14 protein-coding genes are annotated in these 14,985 nt (G+C 43.3%); 3 read left to right on the forward strand and 11 right to left on the reverse strand.

Translation table 11 applies throughout. The features are described from left to right. Positions 1–120: 120 nt before the first annotated feature. The 3 genes from AK966_RS03805 to AK966_RS03820 form a co-directional block, all read right to left on the reverse strand. A complete protein-coding gene (locus tag AK966_RS03805) occupies positions 121–1,011 on the reverse strand; it encodes a hypothetical protein (RefSeq protein ID WP_119463563.1) in 891 nt (296 codons plus the stop codon). 143 nt (positions 1,012–1,154) lie between these two features. Continuing rightward, the gene (locus AK966_RS03815) at positions 1,155–2,528 is read right to left on the reverse strand and encodes a hypothetical protein (protein WP_119463565.1); all 1,374 of its coding nucleotides are present in this window, start codon (positions 2,526–2,528) and stop codon (positions 1,155–1,157) included. A gap of 141 nt (positions 2,529–2,669) precedes the next feature. Further along, a complete protein-coding gene (locus AK966_RS03820; RefSeq protein WP_119463566.1) occupies positions 2,670–3,308 on the reverse strand; it encodes a hypothetical protein in 639 nt (212 codons plus the stop codon). A 242-nt stretch (positions 3,309–3,550) separates the two neighbouring features. On the opposite strand from AK966_RS03820, the gene AK966_RS03825 reads away from it, so the two are divergent. Beyond that, positions 3,551–4,513 carry an integron integrase gene (locus AK966_RS03825; RefSeq protein ID WP_119463567.1) on the forward strand — a complete coding sequence of 321 codons (963 nt, stop codon included), beginning with the start codon at positions 3,551–3,553 and terminating at the stop codon, positions 4,511–4,513. Positions 4,514–4,561: 48 nt separating this feature from the next. Here the strand turns inward: AK966_RS03825 and AK966_RS03830 are convergent, their stop codons facing one another. The 8 genes from AK966_RS03830 to AK966_RS03865 all read right to left on the reverse strand — a co-directional run bounded on the left by AK966_RS03830 (position 4,562) and on the right by AK966_RS03865 (position 12,350). Further along, positions 4,562–5,035 (reverse strand): DUF2947 domain-containing protein, encoded by a 474-nt coding sequence (locus AK966_RS03830; protein WP_099080879.1) that lies wholly within the window; start codon positions 5,033–5,035, stop codon positions 4,562–4,564. Between the two features lie 13 nt (positions 5,036–5,048). Then, a complete protein-coding gene (locus tag AK966_RS03835; protein ID WP_099080878.1) occupies positions 5,049–5,636 on the reverse strand; it encodes an HD domain-containing protein in 588 nt (195 codons plus the stop codon). Continuing rightward, positions 5,637–6,221, reverse strand: coding sequence for a GNAT family N-acetyltransferase (locus tag AK966_RS03840; protein WP_099080877.1), 585 nt, complete (start codon positions 6,219–6,221; stop codon positions 5,637–5,639). Positions 6,222–6,257: 36 nt separating this feature from the next. Further along, entirely contained in the window at positions 6,258–7,802 is a 1,545-nt protein-coding gene (gene tyrR / locus AK966_RS03845; protein ID WP_119463568.1) for a transcriptional regulator TyrR, read from the reverse strand. 100 nt (positions 7,803–7,902) lie between these two features. Beyond that, positions 7,903–8,943 (reverse strand): YcjF family protein, encoded by a 1,041-nt coding sequence (locus AK966_RS03850; RefSeq protein WP_099080875.1) that lies wholly within the window; start codon positions 8,941–8,943, stop codon positions 7,903–7,905. Then, positions 8,940–10,316: a YcjX family protein gene (locus AK966_RS03855; RefSeq protein ID WP_099080874.1), complete on the reverse strand. Its 1,377-nt coding sequence runs from the start codon at positions 10,314–10,316 to the stop codon at positions 8,940–8,942. Before AK966_RS03855 ends, AK966_RS03850 begins: the two co-directional genes overlap by 4 nt. 150 nt (positions 10,317–10,466) lie before the next feature. After that, positions 10,467–10,652 (reverse strand): hypothetical protein, encoded by a 186-nt coding sequence (locus AK966_RS03860; protein ID WP_099080873.1) that lies wholly within the window; start codon positions 10,650–10,652, stop codon positions 10,467–10,469. 180 nt (positions 10,653–10,832) lie between these two features. Beyond that, positions 10,833–12,350, reverse strand: a complete 1,518-nt coding sequence (locus AK966_RS03865) for a fumarate hydratase (RefSeq protein WP_099080872.1) — start codon at positions 12,348–12,350, stop codon at positions 10,833–10,835. Positions 12,351–12,640: 290 nt separating this feature from the next. Here AK966_RS03865 and pabB point away from each other — a divergent pair, with 290 nt between their 5' ends. After that, complete coding sequence (gene pabB / locus AK966_RS03870; protein ID WP_119463569.1) at positions 12,641–14,002, forward strand: aminodeoxychorismate synthase component I; 1,362 nt, start codon at positions 12,641–12,643, stop codon at positions 14,000–14,002. A 170-nt stretch (positions 14,003–14,172) separates the two neighbouring features. Further along, positions 14,173–14,772, forward strand: a complete 600-nt coding sequence (locus AK966_RS03875; RefSeq protein ID WP_099080869.1) for a CoA pyrophosphatase — start codon at positions 14,173–14,175, stop codon at positions 14,770–14,772. The last annotated feature ends 213 nt before the right edge of the window (positions 14,773–14,985 follow it).

A 14,985-nucleotide genomic window follows, 5' to 3' on the forward strand; every position in this document is an offset into this window, starting at 1 on the left:
CCATCATAGCCTGCGTTCGCAAGATGGTTGTGATACTAAATTCTATGTTAAGAGATGGCGTCATGTGGGATGAGAACATAGCGAAAAATTAGCTATTGACGCCATAGTCGTTTGTTAGTTTCATTTTTCAAGCACAAGACATTGATATTCAGCGATTTTACAAAACTCAGCTGTATATTCTGGGTATTCTGACTGCAGTAAACACAAAGCGTCGGCTAACGTGACTTGATGTAAATTTGAGGTGTAATCGAAAACTAAACGACTCAGCATTTGCTCAAATTCGTCTTTAGTCGCACCTAATTTACATCGACTCAAGATTGACAATTCAATTTCATCATCAGGGTCTTCTACTGGGCTGTTCGCTTGAATATATAGATTGGACATCATTTTACCGTACTGCAACGCAGATAATTCGTCTTTGTTACGCAACAGCCATGCTAACGTAATAAGGTTATGTCCAAAGAAACCAAACTGCTTAATACAAGCAGATAGAACATCAACTGCCGTAATCTTTTCTTGAGTAAAACTCACTACATTCGAGTTATTGAATGTTGAAGTAACAAACTCGGTAAATCGATTTAAAAACGTTGGTATTTGGGCTTCATTTAGCTCTTTAAACACACAATTCATAGCAAGTAAGATTGTTACATTGTGTGATAAATACTCGCTATTTTCTGATGCCACATCCGAAAAGTGTCTGAATATGTCTTGAAAACCTTTATCTTGTTGCCATTGTTGAATTGCTAGGTACGCACCTGGATACACACCATTTTTAAGCATTCTGTGAATGCGAAATTCTGACATTTGAAGTGTATTTATAGATTCAACATAACTAGGTAAAACCTCAACTGAGTCATTTCTCATGAGCTTTGACGTATGTCTGAAAATATCAGTATTTTCAGGTAGCTTCTCAGAAAGGAACTTTGCTGATAAATACGCTTTGAGAGCATGAGGTTGATGAATAATAGCTCCACTGTGCAGAGCTTGTGCTAATAATTCCTGATTTGTCATACTGCCTCCATGAAACTAACGCCCTGTTAAGGTGTGAGCAACGCAATATCGAAGCTACCGCATACCACCATAAACACAAAACGCAACGCATAGCAAAAATGCCAAGCGTTGCGAATCACTCTTAAACAGATTGTTATGTGTAATTATCTCACACGCCCTGAAGCGATTAAGTTTTTTAATTTCTCTGTTTTAAACCCATGAAAGTCCAAATAATAAATCAAGTCTCTAAATTTAATTGAAGATATGCTCTCAGTAGAATGGAGTTCAATGATTGCCTCTACTAGCAATGCTGAAAATGCAGCATCATTTGTCTCTTCAAGCATAATTATCAGCCCATGGGTATTCTCCTGCAGAAATTCTTCACGCCCATCACTTAATTGAAGATAATACCGATAGAAGTCTACACATGTAGTTGATTTTATTTTTTTTGATAGAATAAGGTCGTTAATGCCACCAAGAACAATCGAGCGATATTCTTGCAATAGCGATGCAGGTGGTTGAAAATTTGCTTCGTTCAAATAGGCTTTCGTTGCTTGCTCGCCACGATTAAGATGTTGTAAGACATCTTCCCACTCCTCCGCGTAGCAAGAAACTCCAATATATGCAGCGATAACTTTTGCTGTAAGTATTCTTAAAAAAACTAAAGGATACAATTCTGTAGTTGATAGCGGGAAAAAAGGCTGAACTGGAAATATTGCTTTTTCATAAAAAACTTTTCTACCGTGAGCCACACTATTTCTAGCCTCAATTAAGTTTTTTATCCAGTATGCGGTACGCTCTTCATATAATTCATATTTTTTCAAGTAAAAGCAGATCTTTGCATATACTGATATATCTTTTTCCAATACGCTGGACAGTAATTTGGCTTTTGCAACAGCTTCACTTTCTGATGCAACTTGCGAAAGAGACAATATATCTTGATTATAATGTAAGCAGAATTTTTCCAACATAACTTTAGACTTTTTAGCCAACTCTTTAGCACATAAATCACCCAAGAGTTCTAAAACATGAAAATATGATAATGTCGCTTCATCATTGTACAAGAAGCTTACTTCCGTATCTTTTTCCATATACCTAGCTTTACGCCAACGGTCTAGTAAAGAAAATATTAGCGCTTTCTCATGTGGTCTTGCATGTTGAATCCACCCTAATACTTCTTCCAGTTTGTCGGTTTTATCAACATTATCAAGAATGAACATGTTGCTTACTGATAAATCCCAATTATCCTCGATACGCTTACACTCTGACGAAGATCCAAAAACATCGAAAGGCTCATCTATCAAATAGGAAACAACCCCTAATATACTTAGATACTTTGCCCTCACAAAAATAGGAGCATCAGACAGTGATTCATAGTCTTCACACTCAAATTCGATCGTTATCATCAAGTAACCAAATTCATTGGTTTCCTCTTCATCGATCGATTGGACAGTTTCAACAATACAGTTGTCTAATGAAAACGAAAGATTTATTTCTTGCTCTAACTCAATAAAGTACCGAGATATACATCTAGCCATTATTACTACCAAATCAATTACACATAACGCCAAATTAAGGTGTGAACAACGCAAACACCTGACCTAAAGCATTGTGCCATAAACACTAAACTGGCTTGAAGTGAAAGCGCCAAGCGTTGTGAATCACTCTTAAATTTATTGTTAGTTGCCTTGGTTAAGCTTCCCAATAAACCTTTCAATACTTTTTCCTAATTGACTCACTAGACCGTCAAGCTTCTTGTAATTAATCGTTTTCAGATATGACTGACCTGATGCAGAAGGCAACTGTGGTGCATTATGGATTTCTCTAAGAATGATGAACCGCAAGGAGCTTAACGTTTCAAACTGTTTAGATAACTCGGGGTCATGTTCAGAATAGTGTTCGTAAATATCAAACGCATGCTCTAGATTTGACCAAGACTCTTTTTCATTAAGCAGTTCATACTCTATATCTTTGTATCCGCTAGTAATCCGAGGAGATGAAATCAGGCTCGATTTTATGGAGACTTTAGAATGTACAGCTCTAAGCGAACGCTCCCACTTTTTACTCGATACAATCGTCTCTAGCTTACTGTCGTGCTCTTTTGGTGTTTTCCAGTCGTGGCGAAATATAATCAGCAAGACAAGAGTACCAAGAGTAGTCATAGCTGAGACGGCTGTGAAAAAAGCAATTATAGAGTTTATGTAGTGGCCCAGTTCAGGGGAGTCTCCCCCACCGAGTGCCACGCCTATACCAAGCGTAACAACTATAGCCAAAGTAAATATCAAACCTAGTAACAAGTGTTCTATTTTTACCTTCAAAATAACCTCTATCTGATTGGCAACTAACGCTTTCTATACGGCCAATTGCCGCCTTTTAGGCACACTACCGCCTTCTTTCATGACAAAAGAAAGTATGAATACTAGCACTTATCTTAATGAAATAAACAGAAAAGCAGTATGAATATGTGTGCTCAAACACGCAATTAGACGGCGCAATAACGTCTAATTTTCATAATAGGGTTATGTTTATAAAACTGTACAAACATCCAGGTAAAATATTCATGAAAAGTCAATTTTTGCTTAGTGTCAAAGAACACATGATCACTCGTCACTACGCCAATAAAACCATCAAAAGTTACCTGTTTTGGATAAAACGTTTCATTATCTTCCACCAGCTTGCGCACCCATCAACGTTGTCTGAAGGCGACGTTGAGCGCTTTCTTAGCCATTTAGCGGTTGATCAAAAAGTAGCAGTAAAAACACAAGCACTCGCGCTTAACGCGATTTCATTTTTATACCGAGAGTACTTTCAAATGCCGCTATCACTTGATATGCGATTCCAGAAATCCTTGACAGAAAAGAAGCTGCCGGTTGTTTTAACGAGAGAAGAAATTCGACGTTTTGTGCAGCACATTGACCCAAGATATAAGCTTCAAATTCAGCTGTTATACGGTTCCGGCCTACGGATAATGGAATGTTTACGACTCAGGATCCAGGACATCGATTATGATTACGGTGCGATTCGAGTTTGGCAAGGTAAAGGCGGTAAAAATCGTACGGTAACATTAGCCAAAGAGCTACATGAACCTCTCAAAGCTCAAATGAACTTAGCTCGAGATTACTATTTAAAAGATCGCCATGCCGCGGGTTATTCTGGTGTGTATATATCCGAAGGATTGCGAAGAAAATACCCAGGCGCAGAGTTGGATTTCAATTGGCACTTTCTATTTCCCTCTACCAAGCTAAGTATTGATCAAGAAACAGGAGAGCTAAGACGTCATCATATTAACGAAACAGCCATTCAGCGTGCTGTAAAACGTACAGCCAAGGAAGCTAGAATAGATAAAATCGTCACCTGCCATACGCTTAGGCATAGCTTTGCTACGCACTTATTGGAGTCCGGAGCAGACATCCGAACGGTCCAGGAACAGCTTGGTCATAGCGATGTGAAAACCACTCAAATTTATACTCATGTTATTGAACGTGGTGCCGGAGGCGTACTGAGCCCTCTTTCCAGCTTGTAGAAATACAAAAGCCACTTTGCAGTGGCTTTTAGAGATACGAGAGTTCAGTTAATTTCGTTCACCTAGCTTAACGTGACCTTTTGAGTCAAACCAGAGCGCTTGTGAACGGCGACGACCAAGTAGCATCGGGCCGTCATCGTAAAACAAGAAGTTCTTCCAGTGCTTTTTAAAGATTGACCACTTGGTCTCGATCACATTGTACTTCTCATAGCAAAAGTACACGGTCACATCGTCTTGCCAATCAATAAACGCATCAACTTCTTCTGGTAGACCAGGCTCGTCTGCTTCCCAAGCGGCCATCCAATCGACTTCCTCTGGCCAATTCGATTCTTTCATTGGCCAGTCTGAAGAGCTCAAACGATCCATATCTGGACTTTGTGCACTAATATTCTCTTTCCAGAACTGAGCGGCACGCGCCAAGCTCATCGGCTTAATAAAAGCGAGATCTTCTTCTGGCACCGGCATCGACTGGTGAGTAAAAATCCATTTTCTTTGGTATTCGTCCAAAGGCAAATAAGACATTCAGTCTCCTTTTTTACGACTTCAGCCAACCTTTTTCGGTGGCTCCTTCAATCAGCTGTTTGGCTTTGTCCCACAAGGTGACAGAACCAAGTTCAATTCTTTTGTTAATCGTCAACGCTTGCTCGCGCGTTACCCCATTCTCAATCCAACTTTGACCATCATTGTGGTAGTTAAGCAACATTGGGATCAGACGATCCAGTGCTTTGGCATACTTGGCGTCATCTGTTTGAGCTGCTTCAAATTCATTCCACAACGCAAGTAGCTCATCACCTTGCTCGCTTGGTAGCATACCAAATAAACGTTGAGCCGCTTGGCGCTCTTTCTCTTCTTGCTCTTGTGATGCAGCAGTATCATAAACAAAGGTGTCGCCCGCGTCGATCTCTACCACGTCATGAATAAGCAGCATTTTCATTACTCGAGCAATGTCAACTGGTGCATTGGCGTGTTCTTGCATTAATACTGCCATCAGCGCAACATGCCAACTGTGTTCTGCGCTATTTTCTAACCGCCCGTTTGCGCTTTTTACACGGGTTCTACGCAACACATTTTTCAGTTGGTCGAGTTCAATTATCAGCGCTAATTGCTTTTCAAGCCTTTCCATTTATCGAGCCTCCTCTTTCCAATTAGGATTGGTCAACGATGTCAGTACATGATCTTGCCACTCACCGTTAATCAAGAGATAGTCCTTTGCATAGCCCTCTTTCACAAATCCAGCATGCTGTAAGACCGCTTCACTACGTTTGTTGTGCGGCATATATCCTGCCTGAATACGATGCAGCTTTTGCACCTCAAACATATAATCACAAGCCATTTTAAGTGCACGGCGCATATAACCATGACCTTGTGCATCTTCAGCAAGAGAATAGCCAACATTACAGGCATAAAGTGGGAATCGTGTCAGGTTACTGAAAGAGAGCGTACCCAGCATTTTTCCAGATTTCGCCTCAACGAGTAAGCAATAGTAACCAAGTCCTAAGCGATGAAGCTCATTAAGTTTTATCAACTTTTGCAACCAACTATTGACCGAAAAGAACGCTTCTTCGCGTTTAGGCTCAAACGGTTCAAGGTATTTTCTGTTCACTTGGAAATAAGCTGCAATCATATCGGCATCACCGATTTCGGCAGTACGTAGAAGCAAGTCGCCGTCCAGCTTATGAACGGCGATAGATGAGCTTTTGTCTTCCATTTTAAATGACAACTTCCGTTTTAAATTCGATACCGCTTAATTCTTACGAATACCGTAATCGCGCAATTTGTTTGCGATTGAAGTGTGTGAAACGTTGAGACGTTTCGCTAACTTTCGGCTTGACGGGAATGACTGATACAAACGTTCAAGTATCTGAGATTCATAATCACGCATGATCTCATCCAGCGAACCATCCAAATTTAATGTCGCACTACCGCCACCAACCGCCTGTGGCTGAGGTAAGTTAAAGTGTTCTGTTTTTAGTAGATGGCCTTCCATCTCCGTCAATGCACGAAGTACCATGTTATCGAGCTGGCGCATGTTCCCTGGCCATTGGTAGCTTGCTAGGGCATCCACTAATTCTTCATCTAAATCTGGCTTATCGATCCCAAGTTGTTGCGCATGTTTCGTCACGAACAGATCCAGTAATGGCGCAACATCGTTAGAACGCTTACGCAGAGGTGGAATCGTTAACGTCAGAACATTAAGGCGATAATACAAATCTTCACGGAACTTGCCTGCCTCTGCGAGCTCGGCGAGGTTGTGCTTAGTTGACGCAATAATACGAACGTCTACATGCATCTCATCTTCTGCGCCTACACGGCGGAAATTACCATCTTGTAAAAAGCGCAGTAGCTTAATTTGCAGATGCGAGCTCATTTCACCAATTTCATCTAAGAAAACAGTGCCGCCATTAGCTTGCTCGAAAATACCTTTGTGGCCTTGCTCATGATTAAACGAACCAGGTGCATGTCCGAACAGTTCCGTTTCGGCAACATCATCCGGCATCGACGCACAGCTCAACACTAAAAATGGCTTATTAGCACGGCCTGAGCGGCTGTGACAGGCTTTGGCTAACATCTCTTTACCCGTCCCAGTCTCCCCTTCAATCAACAGTGGTTGGTCAAGAACAGAGAGTTTTTTCGCTTGATTCATCAACGCTTTATGACGATTAGACAAACCAACAAAATGTTCAAAGCCAAGTTGATTTTGCAGTGGCAGTGTTTCTTCAATTTGCGCACCTTGTTGGCTAGAACGAATAGTCATTAGCGTACTGGCGAGCGTTGAGTTTTGTGCCTCGTCTTTGATGTACACTGGCATTAACTCAATCACGTAATCCAAACCATCAATAACCAAGCTTTCGCGCGTGCGCGCATTAACGCCTTCAGTCCAACGAGAAAAACGCACGCTTGGCAGCAGCGTACCAATTTGCATACCAATGACATCTTGCTTATGTTGACCAAGAAGAGAAAGGGCGGCCATATTCGCCATGTCTACCGCACCTTTTAGGTCAATGGCAAACACGGGATCTGGCAAGTTATCCACCAACGACAACAGCTCCGTATTGTGGCGCTCCATTGGCATAAATTGGATTTTACGTACGTCTTTTACCCCCGGAATACGGCGGATTTCAGCCATCAATTCACTAAAGGTATCAAAATCAATATCTGGGCAATTTAAGTAAATGATGCCACTGATATCAATTTCGATACCACGCAAATCGATACTTTTAGACGCTAAAATATCGAGCAATTCTCGGGTTAAGCCGAGTCTATCTTCACAAAGGACTTCAAGACGCACTGAAAATATCCCAATTCACAACTGTCAGGAAAAGTTGACAGTAGTTTCTACCAAGCTTGGAATGCCGTCAAGCAATCCTGACGGTCAAAGATGACATTCGTTACGGTTTCATTGTAATTGATGCAACTTTCGCCACGATCTCTTTACGAATTGCGCTGAGTTTCACTTGTCGCTCTGGGTACCAAGGTAATGGACGCAATAGTGTCATTGCTTTTAAACCTAGACGCGCGGTAAGAATCCCAACCCCCAAACCTTGCCCTGCTCTGGCCGAAACTTTACCCGCAAGATCCATCGACATTAAATCCATACCTGCGTCGATAACCAGTTCACTCGCACCCGCCGCCGCCATGTTGACGAATACCGAGCGTAGTAACTTAATGCGTGACGCATAGCCAAGCTCAACCCCATACACTTTCGAAAGGTTGTCGATCATCTTGAAATTGCGCCAAGCCACTAGCAACATGTCAGCGGCGGCCAATGGGCTCACGGCAACTAACGCGGCAGATTCGGTTGCATGCTGAGAGACCACCTTAGTCGCGAGTTTATCTTGTTGGCTCACCACCATGGCATCGTACATATCCAGAATTTCCGCATCACTGTGTGCGGGATTAACGCTATTCTTCCAGCGATCGAAACCTGGATTTTCTGGCAGTACGCCACTTTGTTCAGCCAATTTGTCACAAAATGCTTTGCCTTTACCAACACTTTGGCTATCGATAAGCGCTTCACTCTCTTCTTGAGCGCTAAAGTGATTACGTAGTTTACGCAATTTCCACAGCTCTTTACCCAGCGCGCCTAAACCAAAAGAGGCGATAGTAGCAATAAAGCCTACCCATCCGAGCGCTAACCAATCTGCGGTTTGAACTGCCGTCACTACGGAATCAACCACTTGCCAGCCAACCAACCCGGTAAAAGTGACAAACAGCCCTGTCGTTAGCCATTTACGCCCAAGTTTCGGCCTGATCACTTGCTCCAGTTGCAGCTCTTGTTCCGTATCGAGATCATTTTCTTCGTTCGTCGACGGGACAAAATGTTCTTGTTTACTGAACGTCTTTTGCGCGGTCAATTCTGGCGATGCACTCTCTTCTTGCTTGTGTATTACTTTTTCTGAGAAGACTTGTTTTTGTTTGAATTCGCTCATTTCAATTTGTCTCCAATTAAGAATTCCAACGCCTTGTCTAACCGAATATGCTTCATTGGTTCATCCGCCTGTAAAGACATAGGGCGGAAAGAAGTAAAATCGAAACCACTATTTTGCCAATACGCAGAATTCGGCAGCTTCTTCGGAACTTCACCCGGGAACATGGTCATCGGCTCACCTTCTAGCGTGGTGCCTTGCAACGCAGAGATTGTTTTATCACCCGACGAAATGAAGCCCGATGTCGTTGCCTGAATGGAGGCGATGCTCATACAACTCATTTCAATATTCTCATAAGCTGCGGCTTGCCAAGCCGGGTGCACCATTTGTTGTAATAGAGACACCAAATGTGGATGTTGGTCCGGCGTCACATGATCCGCTTTGGTCGCAGCAAACAGCACTTTGTCGATCTTTGGTGAAAACAGCCGGCGTAAAAAGCTACTTCGTCCATAACGGAAGCTGTGCATGATCTGTTCGAGCGCTTGACGCATGTCGTGAAACGCTTCATCACCTGCGTTTAGTGGCTGCAAGCAATCCACCAGCACGATCTGACGATCAAACGTAGCAAAGTGATGTTTATAAAACGACTTTACAACTTTCTGTTGATACTCGTGATAACGCGCTTCTAATACGGCAAGATTACTGCCTTTTTTCGGTTTAGATTCTGCATTAAATCGGCATGGGAAAAACTGCAGTACCGGTGCTCCAGCCAGTTCTCCCGGCAGAACAAAACGCCCAGGCTGCACCCAATGCAATCCCGCATCTTTACACGCATGCAAATAATCGGTATACGATTGCGACACTTTTTCAAGCTGCTTTTCATTCACATCAGCGTGTAAATCTACCTGCTCAAGCGCATCAAGCCACTCACTGGCGAGATCGCTTCGCTGCCCTTTTAGCGCTTCAAACTGAGAATGGGACCAAGTAGCAAAGTCCATCTCAAGCAAAGGCAAATCAAGTAGCCACTCGCCCGGATAGTCGATGATATCCACATTCAACACGGCGGTTTTACTCAGCCACTTTTTACTGGTCTTATTGGGTTTGTATTTCAATGCTAATCGAATTTCGCTCACGTCACGGGTTGGGACGGGCCATTGTGGTGGCGTGGCATGAATTTGGGTCATCGCATCATCATAAGCAAATCGCGGCACCATCATATTAGTTTGCGGCTCACGCTTCGCGCCGATCAAGCGCTTATCTCGCGCCGCATTTAATAGTGGTAAATTATCATGCGTCGCGGTATGCAGCAGTTGATTGACTAGAGAAGTAATAAAAGCCGTTTTGCCTGCACGAGACAACCCGGTCACAGCGATCCTTACGTTAGAATCCATCCCACGACTGATAAAGTCGTTCACTTCTTGCGTTATTCTTTTCATTCTTTTATCTCATCAATTCATACTACGCAGTGTAATTTTACCAACCTTAATCCACGATGAACAAAATATTCACTGAAAATTATCCCTTCAAAAAAGCAAAAGCCCCTGAAGATTTCAGAGGCTTATAGGGTTTCATTGCTGACGCACTGTCTAATCGTCTTCAATCAACTTGTAGATCACAAACAAAGCGATTTCTAGAATCAGCCACAATACACAAGTAATAGTGACGTATTTCTCATCGAAGATACTAATACCGTTAAGAACCAAGTCGTAGCCTACAAAGCCACCTATCACAACAGCAAGAACTATTTGTAAAATTTGAATAAAACGAGGCATGCCGTCTCCTAATCATGGTCAGCATAACAGTGAGATTTGCTATGCCTATAAGTAAATATAGTCATTATATAGACAAAAAGTGCCGCTTTCGCTGCACTTTTTTCAATTGTTTACCTGTTAAATCAGCACCTTGTCACATTCTACCGACTGAGAGATGAAAGAATAGACACATTGCTTAGCTTATACTTCCATCTCTTGGATTTTCACTTTCCACGTATCTGGACCAATTTGATGAGCATTGGCTCCGCGAGAGTCCACCGCGACAGTAACTGGCATATCTTCGACTTCAAACTCGTAGATGGCTTCCATACCTAAGTCTTCAAACGCCACCACGCGCGCTTTTTTGATCGCTTTCGCGACAAGGTATGCTGCACCGCCAACAGCCATGAGATACACCGCTTTATGGTTCTTGATAGACTCAACAGTAGCAGGACCACGCTCTGCTTTACCGATCATGCCCATAATACCCGTCTCTTCTAACATCATGTCGGTGAACTTATCCATGCGTGTTGACGTCGTTGGGCCAGCCGGACCGACAACCTCATCGCCTACCGCATCAACGGGGCCAACGTAATAGATGAATTTACCTTTCAGATCCACGCCTTCTGGCAGGCCTTCACCGGCTTCTAACATACCTTGAATTCGCTTATGCGCGGCATCACGACCGGTTAGAATTTTTCCTGACAGCAAAACGGTTTCACCCGTCTTCCACTCCTGAACTTCTTCTTTGGTTACCGTATCGAGGTTCACGCGGCGTGTATTCTCACCCGCTTCCCAAGTGATATCAGGCCATTCTTCAAGCTTAGGTGGCGTTAGCTCTGCCGGGCCACTGCCATCTAGAGTGAAGTGAACGTGGCGCGTTGCCGCACAGTTCGGGATCAAGCAAACCGGCTTAGAAGCTGCGTGCGTTGGTGCAGTTTTGATTTTCACATCAACGACGGTGGTCAGGCCACCAAGACCTTGTGCACCAATACCAAGCTTATTTACACGCTTGAAGATATCAAGTCGAAGTTCTTCTTCTGCGTTTTGCGGGCCACGATCAATCAATTCCTGAATGTCGATATGCTCCATCAACGATTCTTTTGCCAGTACCGCGGCTTTCTCTGCCGTACCACCGATACCAATGCCTAGCATACCTGGTGGACACCAACCCGCCCCCATTGTCGGTAGCGTTTTTTCTACCCATTCAGCAATATCATCCGATGGGTTTAACATCACCATCTTGGTTTTATTTTCACTGCCACCACCTTTTGCTGCAATTTGAATTTCAACGTTATCGCCTGGCACCATGTTAATGTGTACAACCGCTGGTGTGTTGTCTTTGGTGTTAATTCGTTTACCTGCAGGATCCATCAGAACCGAGGCACGCAATGGGTTATCCGGATTTGTATAAGCTTGTCGAACACCTTCATCCACCATTTGTTGAACCGTCATGTCGGTAGAATCCCACTGCACACCCATACCGATATTAACGAAACACGTTACAATGCCGGTGTCCTGACAAATTGGTCGATGGCCTTCTGCCGACATACGGGAATTAATTAAGATTTGAGCTATCGCGTCTTTCGCAGCCTGACTCTCTTCGCGGTGGTAGGCTTTTTCAAGGGCTTGAACAAAGTCTAGCGGGTGGTAGTAAGAAATATACTGTAGCGCATCAGCAACACTGCTGATGACGTCCTGCTTGCGTATTACCGTCATTGCATGCCTCATTATTGTTATGCTTTGCTTCCATTAGTGGCTTGGCTTCTGTCGTGTTTGTTGAGCTTATTGCTCTTAAAATGAGCTTCGTTTTCTTTAAACGTTCGTTTTTATAAACAATTCGTCGAACGGCTGATATCGACACACGAGTGATTGAAGACGCCTTGTCATAGTGTAAAACCACCTCAAAGCCTTTGTATAGAAGTAGTTTGGGTTTATGATACTCTTGCAGCTCATGACATGCCATGCAGTGAATGAACTCTTTGTCACAATTTAAACAAATGAATAACATGGATACGCAATTGCTTGATTTTAAGGCATTGGATTACGCCAACGACCTCGCTATTTCTCTCTTTTCTCGTATTGAACAACTGCCTTGGGCAATGCTGCTGCGTTCTGCGTCTGATACGCACATTGACAGTCGTTTCGATGTATTGGTTGCGAACCCAATCGCAACGTTAGAAACCATTGCCAACGACACTCATATCAAAACGACGTGGCAAGACTACGTTTCTCAAAATGATCCGTTTTCGCTGCTGGATGAACTACAACAACAGCTTCTTCCTAATCTTGAACTTGGGCCTGAATGGGACTTGCCGTTTGTTGGTGGCGCGCTAGGTTACTTTAGCTACGATTTAGGTCGCCGCGTAGAATCGATACCAGAACTGGCCAGCAAAGATCTGCAAACACCCGATATGGCAGCAGGCATCTATGAATGGGCATTAGTCGTCGACCACAAACTCAAGAAGGCGTGTGTGGTTGGGCAAAATATCGAACAGGCATGGCAGTGGTTGACTGAGCAAGCAGCAACGCTTACTGAAGCGTTCAAACTCACCGGCGATTGGCAATCGAACATGACGCAAACATCGTACGCCGCTCGTTTTAATCACGTACAAGAATACCTACTGAGTGGCGATTGCTACCAAATCAATTTAGCCCAGCGTTTCAATGCCCCTTACCTAGGCAGTGAATGGCAGGCATACCTGAAATTGGAATCGGCAAACCAAGCGCCTTTTTCTGCTTTTATTCGCATGCCAGGATCCGTCATTTTGAGTATCTCACCAGAGCGATTCTTAGAGTTAAAAGAGCGAGTTATTGAAACCAAGCCTATCAAAGGAACGCGCCCTCGTACTCTCGATGAAAAACAAGACCAAGCCAATGCGCATGACTTGCAAACCGCAGAGAAAGATCAAGCTGAAAACCTGATGATTGTGGATCTGCTGCGCAATGACATTGGCCGCGTCGCAACGCCGGGGAGTGTGCATGTGCCTAAGCTGTTCGATATTGAAAGCTTCCCTGCGGTGCATCATCTAGTAAGCACCATTCGAGCACAGTTGGATGTGAAATACAGTGCTGCCGATTTACTGCGAGCCTGCTTTCCTGGAGGTTCTATCACTGGCGCACCAAAAGTTCGCGCGATGCAGATCATTGAAGAGTTAGAGCCTCACCGTCGCAGTGCATATTGTGGCAGCATTGGCTATATCTCTCGTCATGGCCGCATGGACACCAGCATCACCATTCGCACCCTAGTTGCCGAAGATAACCAGCTTTACGCATGGGCAGGTGGTGGCGTTGTTGCCGACAGTGATTGTGCTGCAGAGTATCAAGAAACATTAGATAAATTATCTAAGATCCTACCGGCCCTGAAGTAACAGTCTTCTAATACCTGAGTCCCCATCCATCACGACAAGGGGCAAACCCGTCTTCTGGTTTGCCTTCTCTCCTATCCAGAGTGGCTATTGCACTCAATTCAATATAAGTTGAACATACCCAAGCGACTTTAATATGCTTAGGTATTGGCCCGATTAAAAAGGACAGTGCTTTGGTTATCGACAAAACGACCTTACTTCAAAATTTTCAGTTGAATTTACCAACTGGCTATCATGATGAGTCTTTAAAACGCCTTGCAAACGTAAGGCAAGAGACATTACGTGAAGCTGCGGTACTGATTGGTTTTGTCGAAAGGGCTGACGGGTTTCAGGTTATTTTCACCAAGCGTGCAATGCATTTACGCCACCATCCTGGGCAAATATCATTCCCTGGAGGCAAGTTTGAGCACTCAGACGAGCGTTTGGTGAATACCGCTTTACGCGAAGCAGAAGAAGAAATCGGTATATCCCCACGACATATCGATATATTTGGGCAACTGCCAAAGCTACCAACGATTAGCCAATTTAATGTAACGCCTTTCTTAGCTTTCGTTTCACCGGATTACGTCACTTGTATCGATCCAAACGAAGTGGAAGCGGTATTCGAAGTACCAGCCAACCATATTTTGAATCCAGAAAAACTCTATAGCGCGAAGTTCCGTCTAAAAAACACCAGTCACCGAGTGTTTGCTATTCCATTTGAGCAACATTTCATTTGGGGTATGACAGCACAAATCATCGAATCGATGCAAAAACATATCACTCATAATTGACTTCTCTATCAATGATAAAGAGACAATAAGAGCAAACATCATATGCATCTATATTAATTAAAAGTTCTTTTTCAAACATTCTTTCACATTAGTTTTATTTGCCTTTATAAAGCAAACGCTTGCGTTGAGATAGGCTCATATAACCCAAACTTCGCATTAGTTTTTTAACCCCATTCATTAGCAATAATCACATGTAGCACATTATTTTCGTGA

The organism is Vibrio sp. PID23_8, assembly GCF_003584965.1.
Lineage (GTDB): Bacteria > Pseudomonadota > Gammaproteobacteria > Enterobacterales > Vibrionaceae > Vibrio.

What these genes read in the sequence shown, in the direction of transcription:
- AK966_RS03805 (WP_119463563.1), bottom strand. Translation starts at nt 1,011, where the DNA reads ATGACAAATCAGGAATTATTAGCACAAGCTCTGCACAGTGGAGCTATT.
- AK966_RS03815 (WP_119463565.1), bottom strand. Translation starts at nt 2,528, where the DNA reads ATGGCTAGATGTATATCTCGGTACTTTATTGAGTTAGAGCAAGAAATA.
- AK966_RS03825 (WP_119463567.1), top strand. Translation starts at nt 3,551, where the DNA reads ATGAAAAGTCAATTTTTGCTTAGTGTCAAAGAACACATGATCACTCGT.
- AK966_RS03830 (WP_099080879.1), bottom strand. Translation starts at nt 5,035, where the DNA reads ATGTCTTATTTGCCTTTGGACGAATACCAAAGAAAATGGATTTTTACT.
- AK966_RS03835 (WP_099080878.1), bottom strand. Translation starts at nt 5,636, where the DNA reads ATGGAAAGGCTTGAAAAGCAATTAGCGCTGATAATTGAACTCGACCAA.
- AK966_RS03840 (WP_099080877.1), bottom strand. Translation starts at nt 6,221, where the DNA reads ATGGAAGACAAAAGCTCATCTATCGCCGTTCATAAGCTGGACGGCGAC.
- AK966_RS03850 (WP_099080875.1), bottom strand. Translation starts at nt 8,943, where the DNA reads ATGAGCGAATTCAAACAAAAACAAGTCTTCTCAGAAAAAGTAATACAC.
- AK966_RS03855 (WP_099080874.1), bottom strand. Translation starts at nt 10,316, where the DNA reads ATGAAAAGAATAACGCAAGAAGTGAACGACTTTATCAGTCGTGGGATG.
- AK966_RS03860 (WP_099080873.1), bottom strand. Translation starts at nt 10,652, where the DNA reads ATGCCTCGTTTTATTCAAATTTTACAAATAGTTCTTGCTGTTGTGATA.
- AK966_RS03865 (WP_099080872.1), bottom strand. Translation starts at nt 12,350, where the DNA reads ATGACGGTAATACGCAAGCAGGACGTCATCAGCAGTGTTGCTGATGCG.
- pabB (WP_119463569.1), top strand. Translation starts at nt 12,641, where the DNA reads ATGGATACGCAATTGCTTGATTTTAAGGCATTGGATTACGCCAACGAC.